This window comes from Actinacidiphila epipremni, from assembly GCF_012034175.1.
In the GTDB taxonomy this organism is placed as follows: domain Bacteria; phylum Actinomycetota; class Actinomycetes; order Streptomycetales; family Streptomycetaceae; genus Actinacidiphila; species Actinacidiphila epipremni.
Window position 1 is genome coordinate 332,154 of sequence record NZ_JAATEJ010000004.1, and the last position, 13,264, is coordinate 345,417.

9 protein-coding genes are annotated in these 13,264 nt (G+C 73.7%); 1 reads left to right on the plus strand and 8 read right to left on the minus strand.

Annotated features, from left to right (window positions below; all coding sequences use genetic code 11):
• Window positions 1-45 precede the first annotated feature (45 nt).
• From HCN08_RS08630 to HCN08_RS08645, 4 genes are all read right to left on the minus strand, one after another.
• Complete coding sequence (locus tag HCN08_RS08630; RefSeq protein ID WP_240969881.1) at window positions 46-2,484, minus strand: polysaccharide pyruvyl transferase family protein; 2,439 nt, start codon at window positions 2,482-2,484, stop codon at window positions 46-48.
• A complete protein-coding gene (locus tag HCN08_RS08635) occupies window positions 2,481-3,794 on the minus strand; it encodes a hypothetical protein (RefSeq protein WP_167982301.1) in 1,314 nt (437 codons plus the stop codon). The genes HCN08_RS08630 and HCN08_RS08635 overlap by 4 nt, the downstream gene beginning before the upstream one ends.
• Window positions 3,795-4,001: 207 nt before the next feature.
• Window positions 4,002-4,631 carry an NAD(P)H:quinone oxidoreductase gene (wrbA, locus tag HCN08_RS08640; protein WP_240969882.1) on the minus strand — a complete coding sequence of 210 codons (630 nt, stop codon included), beginning with the start codon at window positions 4,629-4,631 and terminating at the stop codon, window positions 4,002-4,004.
• Between the two features lie 177 nt (window positions 4,632-4,808).
• On the minus strand, window positions 4,809-7,019 hold the full coding sequence (locus HCN08_RS08645) for a tetratricopeptide repeat protein (RefSeq protein ID WP_167982303.1): 2,211 nt from the start codon (window positions 7,017-7,019) through the stop codon (window positions 4,809-4,811).
• A gap of 205 nt (window positions 7,020-7,224) precedes the next feature.
• On the opposite strand from HCN08_RS08645, the gene HCN08_RS08650 reads away from it, so the two are divergent.
• Window positions 7,225-8,091, plus strand: a complete 867-nt coding sequence (locus HCN08_RS08650; RefSeq protein ID WP_167982304.1) for an alpha/beta fold hydrolase — start codon at window positions 7,225-7,227, stop codon at window positions 8,089-8,091.
• Between the two features lie 15 nt (window positions 8,092-8,106).
• Here the strand turns inward: HCN08_RS08650 and HCN08_RS08655 are convergent, their stop codons facing one another.
• From HCN08_RS08655 to HCN08_RS08670, 4 genes are all read right to left on the minus strand, one after another.
• Entirely contained in the window at window positions 8,107-8,562 is a 456-nt protein-coding gene (locus tag HCN08_RS08655; RefSeq protein WP_167982305.1) for a hypothetical protein, read from the minus strand.
• A gap of 479 nt (window positions 8,563-9,041) precedes the next feature.
• On the minus strand, window positions 9,042-11,708 hold the full coding sequence (locus HCN08_RS08660; protein ID WP_322974324.1) for a tetratricopeptide repeat protein: 2,667 nt from the start codon (window positions 11,706-11,708) through the stop codon (window positions 9,042-9,044).
• A 143-nt stretch (window positions 11,709-11,851) separates the two neighbouring features.
• Entirely contained in the window at window positions 11,852-12,169 is a 318-nt protein-coding gene (locus HCN08_RS08665; protein WP_167982306.1) for a DUF397 domain-containing protein, read from the minus strand.
• Window positions 12,166-13,002, minus strand: coding sequence for a helix-turn-helix domain-containing protein (locus tag HCN08_RS08670; RefSeq protein ID WP_167982307.1), 837 nt, complete (start codon window positions 13,000-13,002; stop codon window positions 12,166-12,168). Before HCN08_RS08670 ends, HCN08_RS08665 begins: the two co-directional genes overlap by 4 nt.
• Window positions 13,003-13,264 lie beyond the last annotated feature (262 nt).

Sequence of the window (13,264 nt, forward strand, 5' to 3'; positions counted from 1 at the left end):
GCCCGACCGCCCCGCCGCCCCGCCGCCCCGCCGCCGGGGGAGCGGTCAGTCCAGCGGGCCGCCGACGAGCTGCCGCAGGTCCGCCGCGTTGGCCTGGGTGACCTTCCACAGCAGCTGCTGCCGGTCGTGGACGTCGGCCACGGCCGCCTCGTGGTCGTCCAGGACGGCCAGCGCCTGCTCCGCCAGCCGGGCGCCCAGGTGCGGGTGGTGGACCGACACACCCCACTCCGGTCGGTCGATGTCGGCCAGGAAGTAGGCCATCTTGGGGTGCGAGATGAGGCTCACGACGGGCGTGCCGCAGCCGAACGGGATCATGCCGGCGTGCCCGCGCATGCCGATGACCAGGCGCGTACGGGCGTACGTGTCAGTGATGCGCGCGTTGTCGTAGTCGTACATCGGCACGACCGGCAGCGAGATGCCGTGCTCGCGCCGCAGGTCGAACACGAAGCGCTCGTCGGCCTGCGCGTGCGCGACGCACCGGACCTCGGCGCGCGCGCCGATCGCCCGCACCGCCGCGGCCATCTCGGCGAGGAAGTGGCCGTAGTCGTGGCCAAAGCGCAGGCCCGCGCGGTCGTAGGCGGCGTTGAGCAGCACGGTGTCCTCGCGGACGGCCGGGTCGGTCCAGCCGCCGGTGATCTGCCGGGTGACCGTGGTCGGGCAGGGCTGGAAGCGCACCCGGTCGTGCAGGTGGGGCGGGAGCATCGCCCGTACCTTCTCGATCGAGCCGTGGTTGCGCAGCCCGAAGAAGGCGGATTTCTCCACCAGGGTGCGCAGGGCGGTGGCGAAGCGGCGGGCGCGGTAGGACTGGCCGTCGAAGGCGTTGAAGCCGACCGCGTAGACGATGACGGGCACCTCGATACGGCGCAGGGTGTCGTCGGCGACGTTCCACTGCCAGGCGCTGTTGCCGTTGGGCGCGGTGTCCGGGATGAACAGGCCGCCGCCGCCGACGACCAGGGCGCGGCGGGAGTTGGCCGCCGTGAGGGCGGCCTCGTCGAAGAGGCGGTGCGCGTGGACCGAATGCCAGCGGCGCGGGCCGGTGTCCGAGCCGAAGGCGAGGCGTACGGACTCCGGGAGGAGCTTGTCGCCGGCGTTGCCCTGGTGGGGCATGTAGAAGGCGACATGCGTCACCTGGTCGGCGGGCGCGCCGCTTTCCTGCGCGGCGGGCGTGGGTACGGTGCGCTGCCGCATCTCCTCGCTGGGGCCGTGCGTGGGGTCGGCGTCCAGGCCGGCCAGCGCATATTGCTGGGCCGAGGCGTCGTCGCCGAGCACCCACTCGATGTGCGCGAGCCGCGCGAAGGCGGGCGCCGCGTGCTCGGCCGCTGCCGTGGCGGCCAGCAGGTGGGTGCGGGCCTCGGCGTAACGGGACACGCTCATCAGCGCGTGCCCGTACACCTCGTGCGGCCATGCGGCGGCCAGCGGCAGCGTGACGGAGGCCATCGTGTCGACGGCCTCCTGGTAGTGACCCGCGGCAATATGCGCAGCCGCGACCCGCCGCGCGACGTCCACGTCGCCCGTGCGGGCGGCGAGCGGGGTGCCGAAGTGGACGAGCAGGTCGGGGTGGGTGACGCCGGGGGCCTTCAGGTACGCGGCCTGCGTCTCCGCGTCGGAGGGGGCGGGTGCCTCCGGCTCGGTGAGGTGCGCGAGCGCCCCGCCGGCCAGCTCCCGGAGCGCGTCCCCGAGCACGCCCTTGAGCAGCGCGAGCGCGGGGGCGTCGGGGTGCGCACCGCCCGCCTTGCCGGCCGGCCGGGACCCGGGGGCCGCGTCCGCGGCGGGCGGTGTGCGCTCGGGGCCGGGGCCGGGGTCGGGGCCGGGGTCGGTGGCTGAGCCTGCGGCGGGCGGTTCGGCGGCGGTGCGGCTGGCCTCCGGGGCTGCGGTGGGCGGTGTGCCGGGGGTGGAGCCTGCGGTGGGCGGTTCGGCGGGGGTGGTGCGGCCGGCGTCCGGGCCGGCGGTTGCCTGGGCCTGTGCTGCCGCCGCGGCGACGCGCTGCCGGAACTCCGGTGTGAGCTGGGCGCGTTGGAGCACGAGCGCGCCGGGTGCGGCGGTCGCCGCCGGGGCGGTCCTGAGGGTCAGCAGCTCGCCGAGCGGCCCGGCCGCGACGGTCCCGGCGCAGAAGGCCACGACGGTGTCGTAGTCGTCGATCCCCAGCACCCCGAGCAGCGGGTACGGCCCCGCGCCGCCGCGCGCCACGGCCCGCAGCTCGGCCCGCGGGTGCAGCGCGTGCACCCGCTCGGCCGCGGCGGCCGGCAGCGCGGCGTCGTACAGCACGACGAAGTCCTCGCACACCCCGGGGTTGGTCAGCGCCAGGCTCCGCAGCAGCGCGAGCACGCCGGGGAGCCGCCCTTCGTCCGCGTACGCGGCGAACGCCACCCGCCGCTTCCCGGTGAGCCCGCCGGCGGAGTGGACATCGGCCCCGGCGCCGGGCCCGGCGGCCGGGCCTTGCGGCGTACCGTCACCCGGGCCCGTGGGAGAAGATTGCGTGCTCATCGGAGCGAGATCACCGGGCCCTCTACGTGCCGGGCGTGGTCCATGACCCACGCCTTCTCACGGGAGTAGTCGGACGGCGTGGCAATGTGCGACGCCTCGGGCAGGCGGAAGGGCTCGCTCGCGAAGAAGTCGAAGCCGATCAGGTCGAGGCGCGGGCTGACGTCGAGGAAGTCCAGGAGCCAGGCCATCTCGAAGCCGCAGGTCAGCGGGGCCGGCCAGCGGTCGGCGGACAGGCCGCCGACGCCCCGCAGCGGGCGGCGCAGCGAGTCGTCGCCGGTGAAGCGCTGCGCGCCGGGGCGCATGCGGTCGCGCATCGCCTGCCGCCATTCGCCGGGCTTGTCGCCGAAGACCAGCCGCGTCGTCACCTTCTGGTCCCAGTTCTGCGCCGTGCGATGGCCCGTCGCGTGGATGTCCGTGCGCTCGCCGGTCGCGGCCGGCTCGATGCGGAAGGAGGTGAAGCGCACCACCAGGTCGTACGCGTCGATCACCGCGCCCAGCGAACCGTCGCGTACCGTCGCGGAGTTGGCGACCAGGCACACCGAGCGGCCGGCGATCAGGTTGCGGAACTCGCCGATGCGCAGCCGGGACGTACCGCCGAAGAGCGGGTCGGGCAGCGGGGGGCGGGTGCGGTGGCGGCGGCGGTCGGCGTAGCGGGCGACCACGGGCGCCAGCCGCGCCATCTCCTCGGCGCCGGCGAGCGGCAGCCGGGTGTCGAGGTGGCGTTCGAGCGCGGCCTCGAAGTCCGCGAGCGGGCCTTCCGCGCGGGCGGCGACCTCGGGCGCGGCGCCGTCCAGCGCGCCGAGCACGTCCTGCCGCCAGCGCTGTGCGGCCCGTAGCGCCCCGATCCGGGCGGTCGCCTCCGCTGCCCCGCCGCTACCGGCGTCCGTACGCTCCAGGTAGCCCTGGAAGGCCGTGACGGCGCCCTCCAGGTCGCCCGCCGCCTCCAGCGCCCGCGCGCGCAGCTGCCACCCGGCCCGTGAGCCCTTGCGGCGGGCCAGGACGGCGTCGGCGGCGGCCAGCGCGAGGTCCGGTTCCGCGGGGAGGGCGGCGCCGCCGAAGGCCAGCAGCGCGTCGGTCAGCTCACCGCCCGCGGCGGAGAGCTTGCGCAGCTGGGCCGCGGCGTCGGCGAGCGCCCCGCCGCCGTCCCCGTCCCCGTTCCCGTCCGCCGTGTCCCGCCCCGCGGCGGACTCCTCGTACAGCCGCAGGCAGTCCGCGGCGGTCGCGGCGCCAGGTGCGCCCGGGGCGCCGCGGGCGCCGGATCTGGCCGGCCGTGCGAAACCGAACAGGCGGCGGCCCAGGGTCTTCGTCATGGTGCTCCAAGCGTCCGCAGCCCCGGACGGCTCGCGGGTGGGGGCTGAAACACTAGGAGAGGGCGGCGGAAGCGGTGATAGTCGGGACGTGAACTCCTGGCGTCGGGAGGCGGAACTTCTCTTGCTCAGTGACCGTCGAAAGAGCAAAGCGTGACGCGTGGGGCGCATGCGTCCGGTCTGCCCGCCGCCGCGCCCGACCCGGCGGACTCAGGACCGGGCGGCCTCCGCCGCGAAGCCGTCCTTGATCGCGCGGGTGAAGCGCACGACGCGCCGGGTCTGCACGCGGGCGGCGGTCAACGTCTGCTCCCCGACCGGGAGTTCGCCCTGGCCGGCGACGTGCGAGGTGCCGTACGGATTGCCGTCCACGAACTTCGAGGGGTCGGTGTAGCCGGGGGAGACGATGACGCCGCCGAAGTGGTGGATGGTGTTGTAGAGCGCCAGCAGCGTCGTCTCCTGGCCGCCGTGCGCGGTCGAGGACGCGGTGAAGCCGCTGTAGACCTTGTCGGCGAGCTTTCCGGCCTGCCACTGCGGTCCGAGGATGTCCAGGAACTGCTTGAGCTGGCTGGTGACGTTGCCGAAGCGGGTGGGCGTCCCGAAGATCACCGCGTCGGCCCACTCCATGTCCGCCGGCTCCGCCTCCGGGATCCCCGCGGTGGCCTCCACGTTCGCCCGCCACGCCGGATTCGCGTCGATCGCCGCGTCGGGCGCGAGCTCCTTGACCCGCCGCAGCCGCACCTCGGCGCCGGCCTTCTTCGCGGTGTCCGCGATCGCTTCCGCGATGGTGGCGAGGGTGCCGGTGGCGGAGTAGTAGATGACGGCGACATTGACGTCGGCCATGACGGTGCCTCCTGGGGGCGCGGGGGTGTGACGTCCTGCGACCATACGGTGACGATGCGCCACCCCACGTCTCCGGCACGCGCGGGCGCCCCCGGGGGGCGCCGGGTCAGGGGTCGGGGTTTGCACCGGGGCTCGGTGCTGGGCCCGGGCTTTGCGCCGGGGGCGCGGGGGGGCGGGTCAGGTGGGCGGGGGGCTTGTGCGGCGACGGGAGGGGGGCTGCCGCCAGTAGGCGAGGTAGTCACGGGTGTCCCCGGTGTCGGGGTGGTCGGGGCCGAGGACGCGCAGCCGGTCTTCCAGCAGTTCGCCGAGCGCCTTCACGGCGCCGGCCGCGTCACCCGCCTCGCCCCGCCAGTGGGCGAGGTTGTGGCGGGCGGTGAGCGTTTCGGGGTGGTCGGGCCCGAGCACGCGCCGCCGGTCGTCCACCACGTGCGCCAACACCTCCGCGGCCTCGCGCGCCTCGCCCGCCCTCCCCCGGCAGACGGCGAGGTTGTGGCGGGTGGTGAAGGTTTCGGGGTGGTCGGGGCCCAGCACCCGCAGCTGGTCCTTCGCGAGCGCCGTGAACGCTTCGGCGGCGCCTGCCAGGTCTCCTGCCTCGCCCCGCCAACGGGCCACGTTGGCGCGGGTGGTGAGGGTGTCGGGGTGGTCGGGGCCGAGGACGCGCAGCCGGTCCTCCAGCAGTCCCGCGAGCGCTTCCGCCGCGGTGGCGGGATCCCCCGCCATGCCCCGCCAGTGCGCGAGGTTGTGCCGAGTGACGAACGTGTGCGGATGTTTGGGCCCGAGCACGCGTACTTCGTCCCGCAGCAGCGCCAGATGCGCCAACACGGCACCTGCCGGATCACCTGCCTTTCCCTGCCAGTCGATCAGATTGCCGCGTGCGGCGAAGGTGTCGCGGTGGTCCGGGCCCAGGCGCCGCGTGGCGGTGTCGACCAGATCCTGGAAGCTGTCGAGGGCGCCCGCCAGCTGGCCGGACTCGCCCAGACTCATCGCGAGCCTGAACAGCACGGGGTGGACGTACAGGTGGAACAGGTCCCCGGTCCGCGCGGTGTTGGCGGCGAGCGCTGTGGCGTTGGACCGCAGGGCCTGCGCGAGCTCGGTGTCGCGCTCGATCTCGGGCCAGGCGGCCAGGAGGGCGGTGGCGACGGTCACGGCGGTCCCGAGGCGTTGCACGCGCGGCAGCGCATCCCGCGTCGTGCGCTGGATCAGCGCGTGTACGCGCACCGCGCGGTGCGGGGCGTCCGGGGAGTGCTCGATGAGGCTCAGCCGGTGCAGCACGCGCAGCGTCTCGTGGACCTCCGCCTCGGACATCCGGCTCCGGCCGCGTACGAACCGCCAGGGCCTGCCCATCGCGCCGACCAGTTTGCGGGCCGGCGGTGAGGTGAGCACCGCCTCCGGGATACCGTTCGGGTCGAGCATCGAGGCGAGGTCGAGCAGCGGCCGGGCGAGGCCGCGCGGCTCGCTGCGGTCGGCGAGGTCCACCGACAGGGACCACGTCGCGGCCACCGGGTTGCGCTGGTCGTCGGGCAGGGAACCCTCCGCGGGCATCGCGTGCGCGAGCTTGCGCGTACGGTCGGCCAGCAGCGCGCGGTACCCGGCAACGGTCAGGCCCTGGTCGGCGAGGTACGCCGCCGCCTGGGAGAGGGCGAGCGGTAGCCGGCCCAAGTCGTCGGCCAGCGCGGCGAGTTCCGCCTCCGGCTCGGTGCGGTCGTGCGCGGCGAGCGTGGCGGCGAGGTAGCCGGTGGCCTCCTGCGCGGAGAAGACGCCGACGTCGATACGGCGCCGGCCCGTGCCGGTGAGGGCGGCGTCCCGGCGGCGGGTGGTGAGGAGGGTGCGGCCGTGCGAACTGCCGGGCGGCCACAGCGCTTTGAGGTCGTCGGGGTCGGCGACGTCGTCCAGGACGACGAGCCAGCGGTGCCGTTTGGCCCGCAGCCACGCGAGGAACGCGCCCGCCGCACGCTCCGGGTCGGAAGGGTCCGCCCCGCACAACTCCGCGCCGGCCTGCGCGTACGCGGCGACGATCGCGCTGCGGCTCGCCGCGGTGACCCACACCAGGACGTCCAACGCGCCCTCGTCCCACGCCCGGTGGGCGAAATCCGCGGCGAGCTGCGTCTTGCCGACGCCGCCCGTGCCGGTGAGCACCTGGCACAGCACCGCCGTGCCGCCGCCGGCGAGCGCGGCCCGCAGCCGTTCGGCCTCGGCCCGCGCCTGGAAGGACGCCGCGCGGGACGGCACGACGCCCACCTGGTGCGGAAGCTCAGCCCTTTGCCGCGCCGCGGCCTGGACGGTGACGTGACCGGCCGACCCGACGGCGAGCCCGCCGCCTGCCGCGCTGATCCGTACGTCCCGCCCGGCGCCCAGCCCGCCGCGCCGCGTACGCCCTCTGCCCGCCACGCTCCACCACCCCCTGTCCGACTCTAGGGCGGGGCGGGCGTCCGGAGGGGGCGAACGGGGCAGAGTGGGGCGCTTGGACCTGCGCGCGGGCCGGGGCTAGCGTGGAGAGCGTGGCAGTCGGCGCCATCCGCCGTGCGGCAGCGCGCCTACCAGGGAAAAAGGCTCCCGAGCCTGCCCTGCGCCCAGGTGGCGCCTGGAGGACGACATGCTTCCCACGCGACACAAGACAGCGACGATCAAGGGCCAGGAGGTCTTCTACCGCGAGGCCGGCCCGAGCGACGCGCCCGTCGTGCTGCTGCTGCACGGATTCCCGAGCAGCTCGCACATGTTCCGCCACCTCGTGCCCGCGCTGGCCGACGATTACCACGTGATCGCGCCCGATCACATCGGCTTCGGCCACTCCGCGATGCCCAAGGTGGACGCGTTCGACTACACCTTCGACAACCTCGCCGCCGTCACGGCGGGGTTGCTGGACCATCTGGGCGTACGGCGCTTCGCCATGTACGTGCACGACTACGGCGCCCCGATCGGCTGGCGCCTGGCGCTCGATCCGGCCTTCGACGTCACGGCGATCATCACGCAGAGCGGCAACGCGTACATGGAGGGCTTCACGAAGCCCTTCTGGGACGACCTGTTCGCGTACGTGACCGAGCCCGGCCGCGAGACGGAACCGGGCGCGCGGGCCAAGTTCAGCCCGGCGACGACCCGTTGGCAGTACGAGAACGGCGCGCCCGACCCGAGCCTGGTGAGCCCCGACACGTGGACCCTGGACCAGCTCCTGCTGGAGCGTCCCGGCAACGACGAGGTGCAGCTGGCGCTCTTCCGCGACTACCCGACGAACATTGAGCGCTACCCTGAGCTGCAGGGATACTTCCGGAGCAGCCAGGTGCCGCTGCTCGCGGTGTGGGGCGAGAACGACGAGATCTTCGGCCCGGACGGTGCGAGGGCTTTCTCCCGCGACCTCCCCGACGCCGAGGTCCACCTGCTGCCCGCCGGGCACTTCGCACTGGAAACCCACCTGGACGCGATCAGCGGCTACACCCACGGCTTCCTCGGCCGCATCCAGCCCTGACCCTGCCGCGTCGCTTTACTCCGGAAGGTCACGGAGCGCGAGGTCGGCCTTGCGGTACCGCCTGGCAAGCCGTCCCACGCTGGTCTGCGCTCCTGCGTCGAGTCGCATCAACGTCAGGGCGCCGCGCGGCTCTTCGTAGCTCAGCAGCTTGAGGATGCGCAGGGCGTGCGCGGTGCCGGGGTCGGCGGAGACGGCGTCGAGGCCGGCGAACAGTTCGTAGTGGGGCCGGTCCGTCGAGGTCGCCTGGGCGAGGGGTATTGCGTCGAGCGGGCCACTTGCTGCGGCAGCGTGCAGCCGTAAGGCGAGGAGGGTGGTGCTCAGGTTTTCGGCGGTGGGGATCGCGATGCGCCAGGTGCTGAAGGCGGCGAGGCGCCGGTCGCGGTCCCAGGGCACGAGGTCGTGGACCTCGAAGACGCGCGCGGCGGAGGTGACGCCGAGGTCCCAGTGCTGCTGCGGGGTTTTGGGCGCCATGCGCATGATGCTGCCGCACGGGGCTGGGCTGCGGACACCTCGGTGGGTGGGGTGGTCGGGGGCGCTCCGGGGGGTACCTCCTCGGACTGCGCACCATGGCCTGCGTTCGCATTCGGTGACCTCTTGTCGTGCGCAGTCCTGCTGGGGCACCCCCCGGATCACCCCCTCCCGCCCGTCGTCGGGCGGCTCTCCGCCGGTGGGTCGCCCCCTACCGCACGTCCGGCGGCGGCTTTCCGTTGCCGGGGGCCGGGGTGGGTGGGTGAGCGCGCCCTTTTGCGCGTTCGTCGGGCGGCTGTGTGCCGGTGGGCGCCTCCTTCCGCACGTTCGGGGGCGGCTTTCCGTTTCCGGGGGCTGGGTTGGGCCAGCACGTCCTTCCGCGCGTTCGTCGGGCGGCTCTCTGCTGGTGGGGGTGGGTGAGTGCGACCTTTCGTGCGTGGGCTGGGGGCTGTCCGCCGGTGGGGGTGGGGGGTGGGCGCTGTCTACCGTGCGTTGGGTGGGGGTTGTTTGTTGGTGGGGGTGGGGGATTTGGTGCGCCAGGTGGTGAGGGCGTGGCGGGTGGGGGGGGGGGGGGGGGGGGGGGGGCCGAGGGTGCGGGTTTGGGTGGTGAGGACTTCGGTCAGGGTGGTGAGGGTGGCTGCGGTGTCGCCCGTTGCGCCGCGGAAGTTGGCCAGGGTGTAGCGGGTGGTCAGGGTGTCGATGTGGTCCGGGCCGAGCGTTCGCTCCATGTCGGGGAGTAGTTCGGCCAGCAGGGCGACCGCCACGTCGGCGCCCTCCGTCTTGCCGCGCCATTTGGCGAGTTCGTGGCGGGCGGTGAGGGCGCCGTGGCAGTCAGGGCCGCCTGTCCGACGGCAGTCGTCCGCCAGTTCGGCGAACGCCGCCTTGGCGCCCTCGGCGTCCCCTGCCTGCCCGCGGCACGCGGCGAGATTGTGCCGGATGACGAGCACGTAGGGGTGGTCCGGGCCGAGCGCCCGCACCCGGTCGAGCAGTTCGGTGAACGCCTCGGCGGCCCCCGCGGCATCCCCGGCAGTCTGGCAGCGGAACGCGAGGTCGCGGAGGGTGGCGACGGTGTCGGAGTGGTGGGGGCCGAGCACCCGCTGCTGGTCGGCGAGGATCTCGGCGTACTCCTTTGCGGCGCCGGCGGGGTCCCCCGTTTCCGCGCGCCAGTGGGCGAGGTTGTGGCGCAGGGTGAGGGTTTCGGGGCTGTCGGGGCCCAGCACCCGGTGCACGTCCGGGAGCAGTTCACGCAGCGCGGCGAAGGCGCCGGCCGCGTCCCCGGTCCAGCCTCGCCATGTGGCCAGGCTGTGCCGGGTGCGGAAGGTGTCCGGGTGGTCGGGGCCGAGCGCCCGCGCCAGGTCGTCGACCAGTTCGGTGAGCGCGGCGGCAGCTCCCGGCCCATCGCCCGCCTCCCCTCGCCAACAGGCCAGGTTGTGCCGGGTCATGAGGGTCCTGCGGTGGTCGGGCCCGAGGACACGTGTCTGGTCGTCTAGCAGTTCGGCGAGTGCGATGACGGCGCCCTCGGCGTCTCCCGCTTCCGCGCGGCAGTACGCGAGGTTGTGCCGGACGGCGAGCGTCTCGGCGTGGTCGGGGCCGAACACCCGCCGCATGTCCGGGAGGAGTTCGGCGAGCGCGGCGGCGGCGTCCGACCTCTCACCCGACTGCCCGCTCCACGACGCGTGGTTGCCCCGCGCCATGAGAGTGTGCGGGTGGTCCGGGCCCAGCCGCAGGGCGGCGGCCTCGGCGACTGTCCGGAAGTAGCTTGTGGCCGCGGCCGAATGGCCGGACGTGCCCAGACTTGAACCGAACCGGAAGAGCAGCATGTGGACGCTGTCCCGGTAGAGGGAGCCCGCCGGCCCGGTGGAGTCGATCAGCATCACCGTGCAGGCGCGCAGGGCCTGGACGAGGGCGGTGTCGCGTTCGATCGCGGGCCAGGCGACCATCAGCGCAGCCGCGGCTACGCCGGCGGCCAGCTCGAAGCGCTCGGGGGTGAGCGCGTCACGGGTGGCCCGCTGGACGAGTTGGTGGACGCGGACCTCATCCGCGCCCTCGGGGTTCGCCGGGCCCGGGGCGGTCACGAGGCTCAGGCGGTGCAGCGCACGCAGCGCGGCCACCGCGTCGTCGGCAGTCACCTCGGGGCCCAGGTACGCCAGCGCGGGGGCACTGGTCAGGACCGCCAGGGGGATGCCGCTCGGGGCCAGGAAGGACGCGAGCTCCAGCATCGGGCGGGCCAGGCCCTTCGGCCGCAGCCCGTTCGCGTACTCGACCGACAACTCCCACGCCGCCGCCATCGTGTGGCGCTGCTCGTCCGGGAGCGTGTCCGGCGTGACCTCCTCCAGCCTCCGCACCCTGCTGGACGTCCGGCCCGCGAGCCGATCCCGGTAGGCCCGCACGGAGATCTCCGCGTCCACGATGTACGCCGCCGCCTGCGACAGCGCCAGCGGCAGGTGCCCCAACTCCGCCGCCAGGACGGTTGTTTCCGCGTCCGGTGCCGCCGCCTCGTGCCCTGCGAGCGCCGACCGCAAGTACGCCGCCGCCTCCTCGGGCGTGAACACGCCCACCCCGATACCGCGCCGGTCTGCCCCCGCCCGTACGACGTCCAGTCGCCGCGTCGTCACCAGCGTCCGGCCCGACGGCGACTGCGGCGGCCACAGGCCCGCCATATCCGCCGGGTCCGCCACGTCGTCCAGCACCACCAGCCAACGGCACGGCGGCTGCCCGGACTTCGGCTCCAGCCACGCCACGAACGCCTCCGCCGCGCCCTGCGGATCACCCGCGTCCGCGCCCGCCACCCGCGCCCCGGCCTGCGCCAGCCGCTCCACCACCGCCGTACGGCCCGACGCCGTGACCCACACCAGCAGGTCCACCTCGCCGTCCGCCAGCGCCGTCCGTACGTACTCCGCCGCGAGCTGCGTCTTGCCGACGCCACCCGTGCCCGTCAGCACCGCCGTCCCGCCCTCTGCCAACGCCTCGCGCAGCCCCACCCGTTGGGCCCGCTGCTGGAACGCCCCCGCCTTCGGCGGGATCACCCCCACCTGCTGCGGCCAGTTCGCGACCGGGGCCCGGCCCTGCCCGGCGTGGTAGTTGAGGGTGCCGATGCGCTGCGCCGCCACGCTGCCGCCGATCGCGCTGATTCCGACCTCTCCGCTCACCCGAACCCCCTTCCTCCCCTACCGACTGTAGGGCCGCCCTTACGCGTCCGGTGGCCGATCCGCCGCCGGGCCCGTACGTGCTTCGCCCGCCGTCCGGAAGTGTGCTTCGGGCGGCGGGCGAAGGGGTGGTTCGTTACGCGGACTTACGCGCTCGGCACGTCCTGCGCGGCGGCGAACGCGGTGAAGGCGGACCATGCGGTGGGGCTGAAGCTGAGGGCTGGGCCCTCGGGGTCCTTCGAGTCCCGGACGTGGACGGCCCCGGGGTGGGCCGCCACTTCGACGCAGTTGCCGCCCTCCTCGCTGCTGTGGCTCGACTTGCGCCAGTCGGCGGCGACTTCGACGCAGTTCCCGCCCTGGCTGCCGCTGTAGCTGGACTTGCGCCAGTCGTACGCGATCTCGACGCAGTCGCCGCCCTGGCTGCCGCTGTAGCTGGACTTGAACCACTTCAGGGACTCGGTCATTGCTCTCCTAGCAGCTGGTCCAACAGACCCATAGTTTCCTCGGGGTTGAGGGCCTGCGTCCGCAGCATCGCATATTTCTGCGCCAGGATGCTCACCTCGTCGGGGTCGTGGATGAGCAGGCTCCCGCGCTGCGTCTCCGCGTAGGCGAGATGCTCGTGTTCGGGAGTCTCCAGGAGAACGAACGGGCCGTCGAGCCCGGCATGCGTGGACCGCCCGAGCGGGAGAATCTGGATGGTGATGCCCGGCACTTCGGCGCTCTCCCGGAGGTGCCGGAGTTGCGCTCCCCAGACTGCCGCGCCGCCGATCCGGTCCCGCAAAATTGCCTCGGACAGGATGAAACTGGCCGCGGGAGGAATGCGGCGTTGCAGGAGTTCCTGCCGCGACAATCGGGCGGCGACGCGTAGTTCGATCTCGTCCTCGCCAAGGGTCGGGATGTCGTCGCGGAAGACCGCCCGCATGTATTCCTCGGTCTGGAGGAGTCCGGGTACTACCTGGTTCTCAAACGACGAGATCGCGACCGCCTCGCGCTCCAGGTCCACGTACGCCAGCGCCCACGTCGGGATCACGCTGTCCGCGTCGGGCAAGTGCTGCACGCCCTCCTCCAGCGCGCCGCCCGTGTCCAGCAACTGGTCCAGTTCCTGGGCCAGGTCGAGGGTCAGTGGCCGGCGGCCCTGTTCGATCGATTCGAGTTTGGCCAGGCTGATGATGACCGTCTCGGCCAGCCGGACCTGCGTATAGCCGCGCGCCACGCGGACCCGTGCTAATTGTGCTCCCAGGGACTCGAACGGTGTCGGATTCTTCTTCCTCGGCAGTCGCCGCCTACGTGGTGCCATGGCTATGGATTACCCCACTTCAACCCGTGCCGTATTGCTCGTTACCCGTACATCCGCGATGTACGGGTAACAGGACTGGTATAGCGCGATCACCGTGCGCGACGCTGGCGTTCATGAAGAAAGAGGGAGAGCACGGCGATGTGAGGGAGCGGTTCTACCGCCGGGAGCGGCGATCCGTGCCCGCCGCGCGGGAGTTCGCGCGGGAGGCGCTGGAGGAGTGGGATTTCGGCAGCCGGGCGGACGAAGTCCTCTTGTGCGTCAG

What these genes read in the sequence shown, in the direction of transcription:
- HCN08_RS08670 (WP_167982307.1), bottom strand. Translation starts at nt 13,002, where the DNA reads ATGGCACCACGTAGGCGGCGACTGCCGAGGAAGAAGAATCCGACACCG.
- HCN08_RS08635 (WP_167982301.1), bottom strand. Translation starts at nt 3,794, where the DNA reads ATGACGAAGACCCTGGGCCGCCGCCTGTTCGGTTTCGCACGGCCGGCC.
- wrbA (WP_240969882.1), bottom strand. Translation starts at nt 4,631, where the DNA reads ATGGCCGACGTCAATGTCGCCGTCATCTACTACTCCGCCACCGGCACC.
- HCN08_RS08650 (WP_167982304.1), top strand. Translation starts at nt 7,225, where the DNA reads ATGCTTCCCACGCGACACAAGACAGCGACGATCAAGGGCCAGGAGGTC.
- HCN08_RS08655 (WP_167982305.1), bottom strand. Translation starts at nt 8,562, where the DNA reads ATGGCGCCCAAAACCCCGCAGCAGCACTGGGACCTCGGCGTCACCTCC.
- HCN08_RS08630 (WP_240969881.1), bottom strand. Translation starts at nt 2,484, where the DNA reads ATGAGCACGCAATCTTCTCCCACGGGCCCGGGTGACGGTACGCCGCAA.
- HCN08_RS08665 (WP_167982306.1), bottom strand. Translation starts at nt 12,169, where the DNA reads ATGACCGAGTCCCTGAAGTGGTTCAAGTCCAGCTACAGCGGCAGCCAG.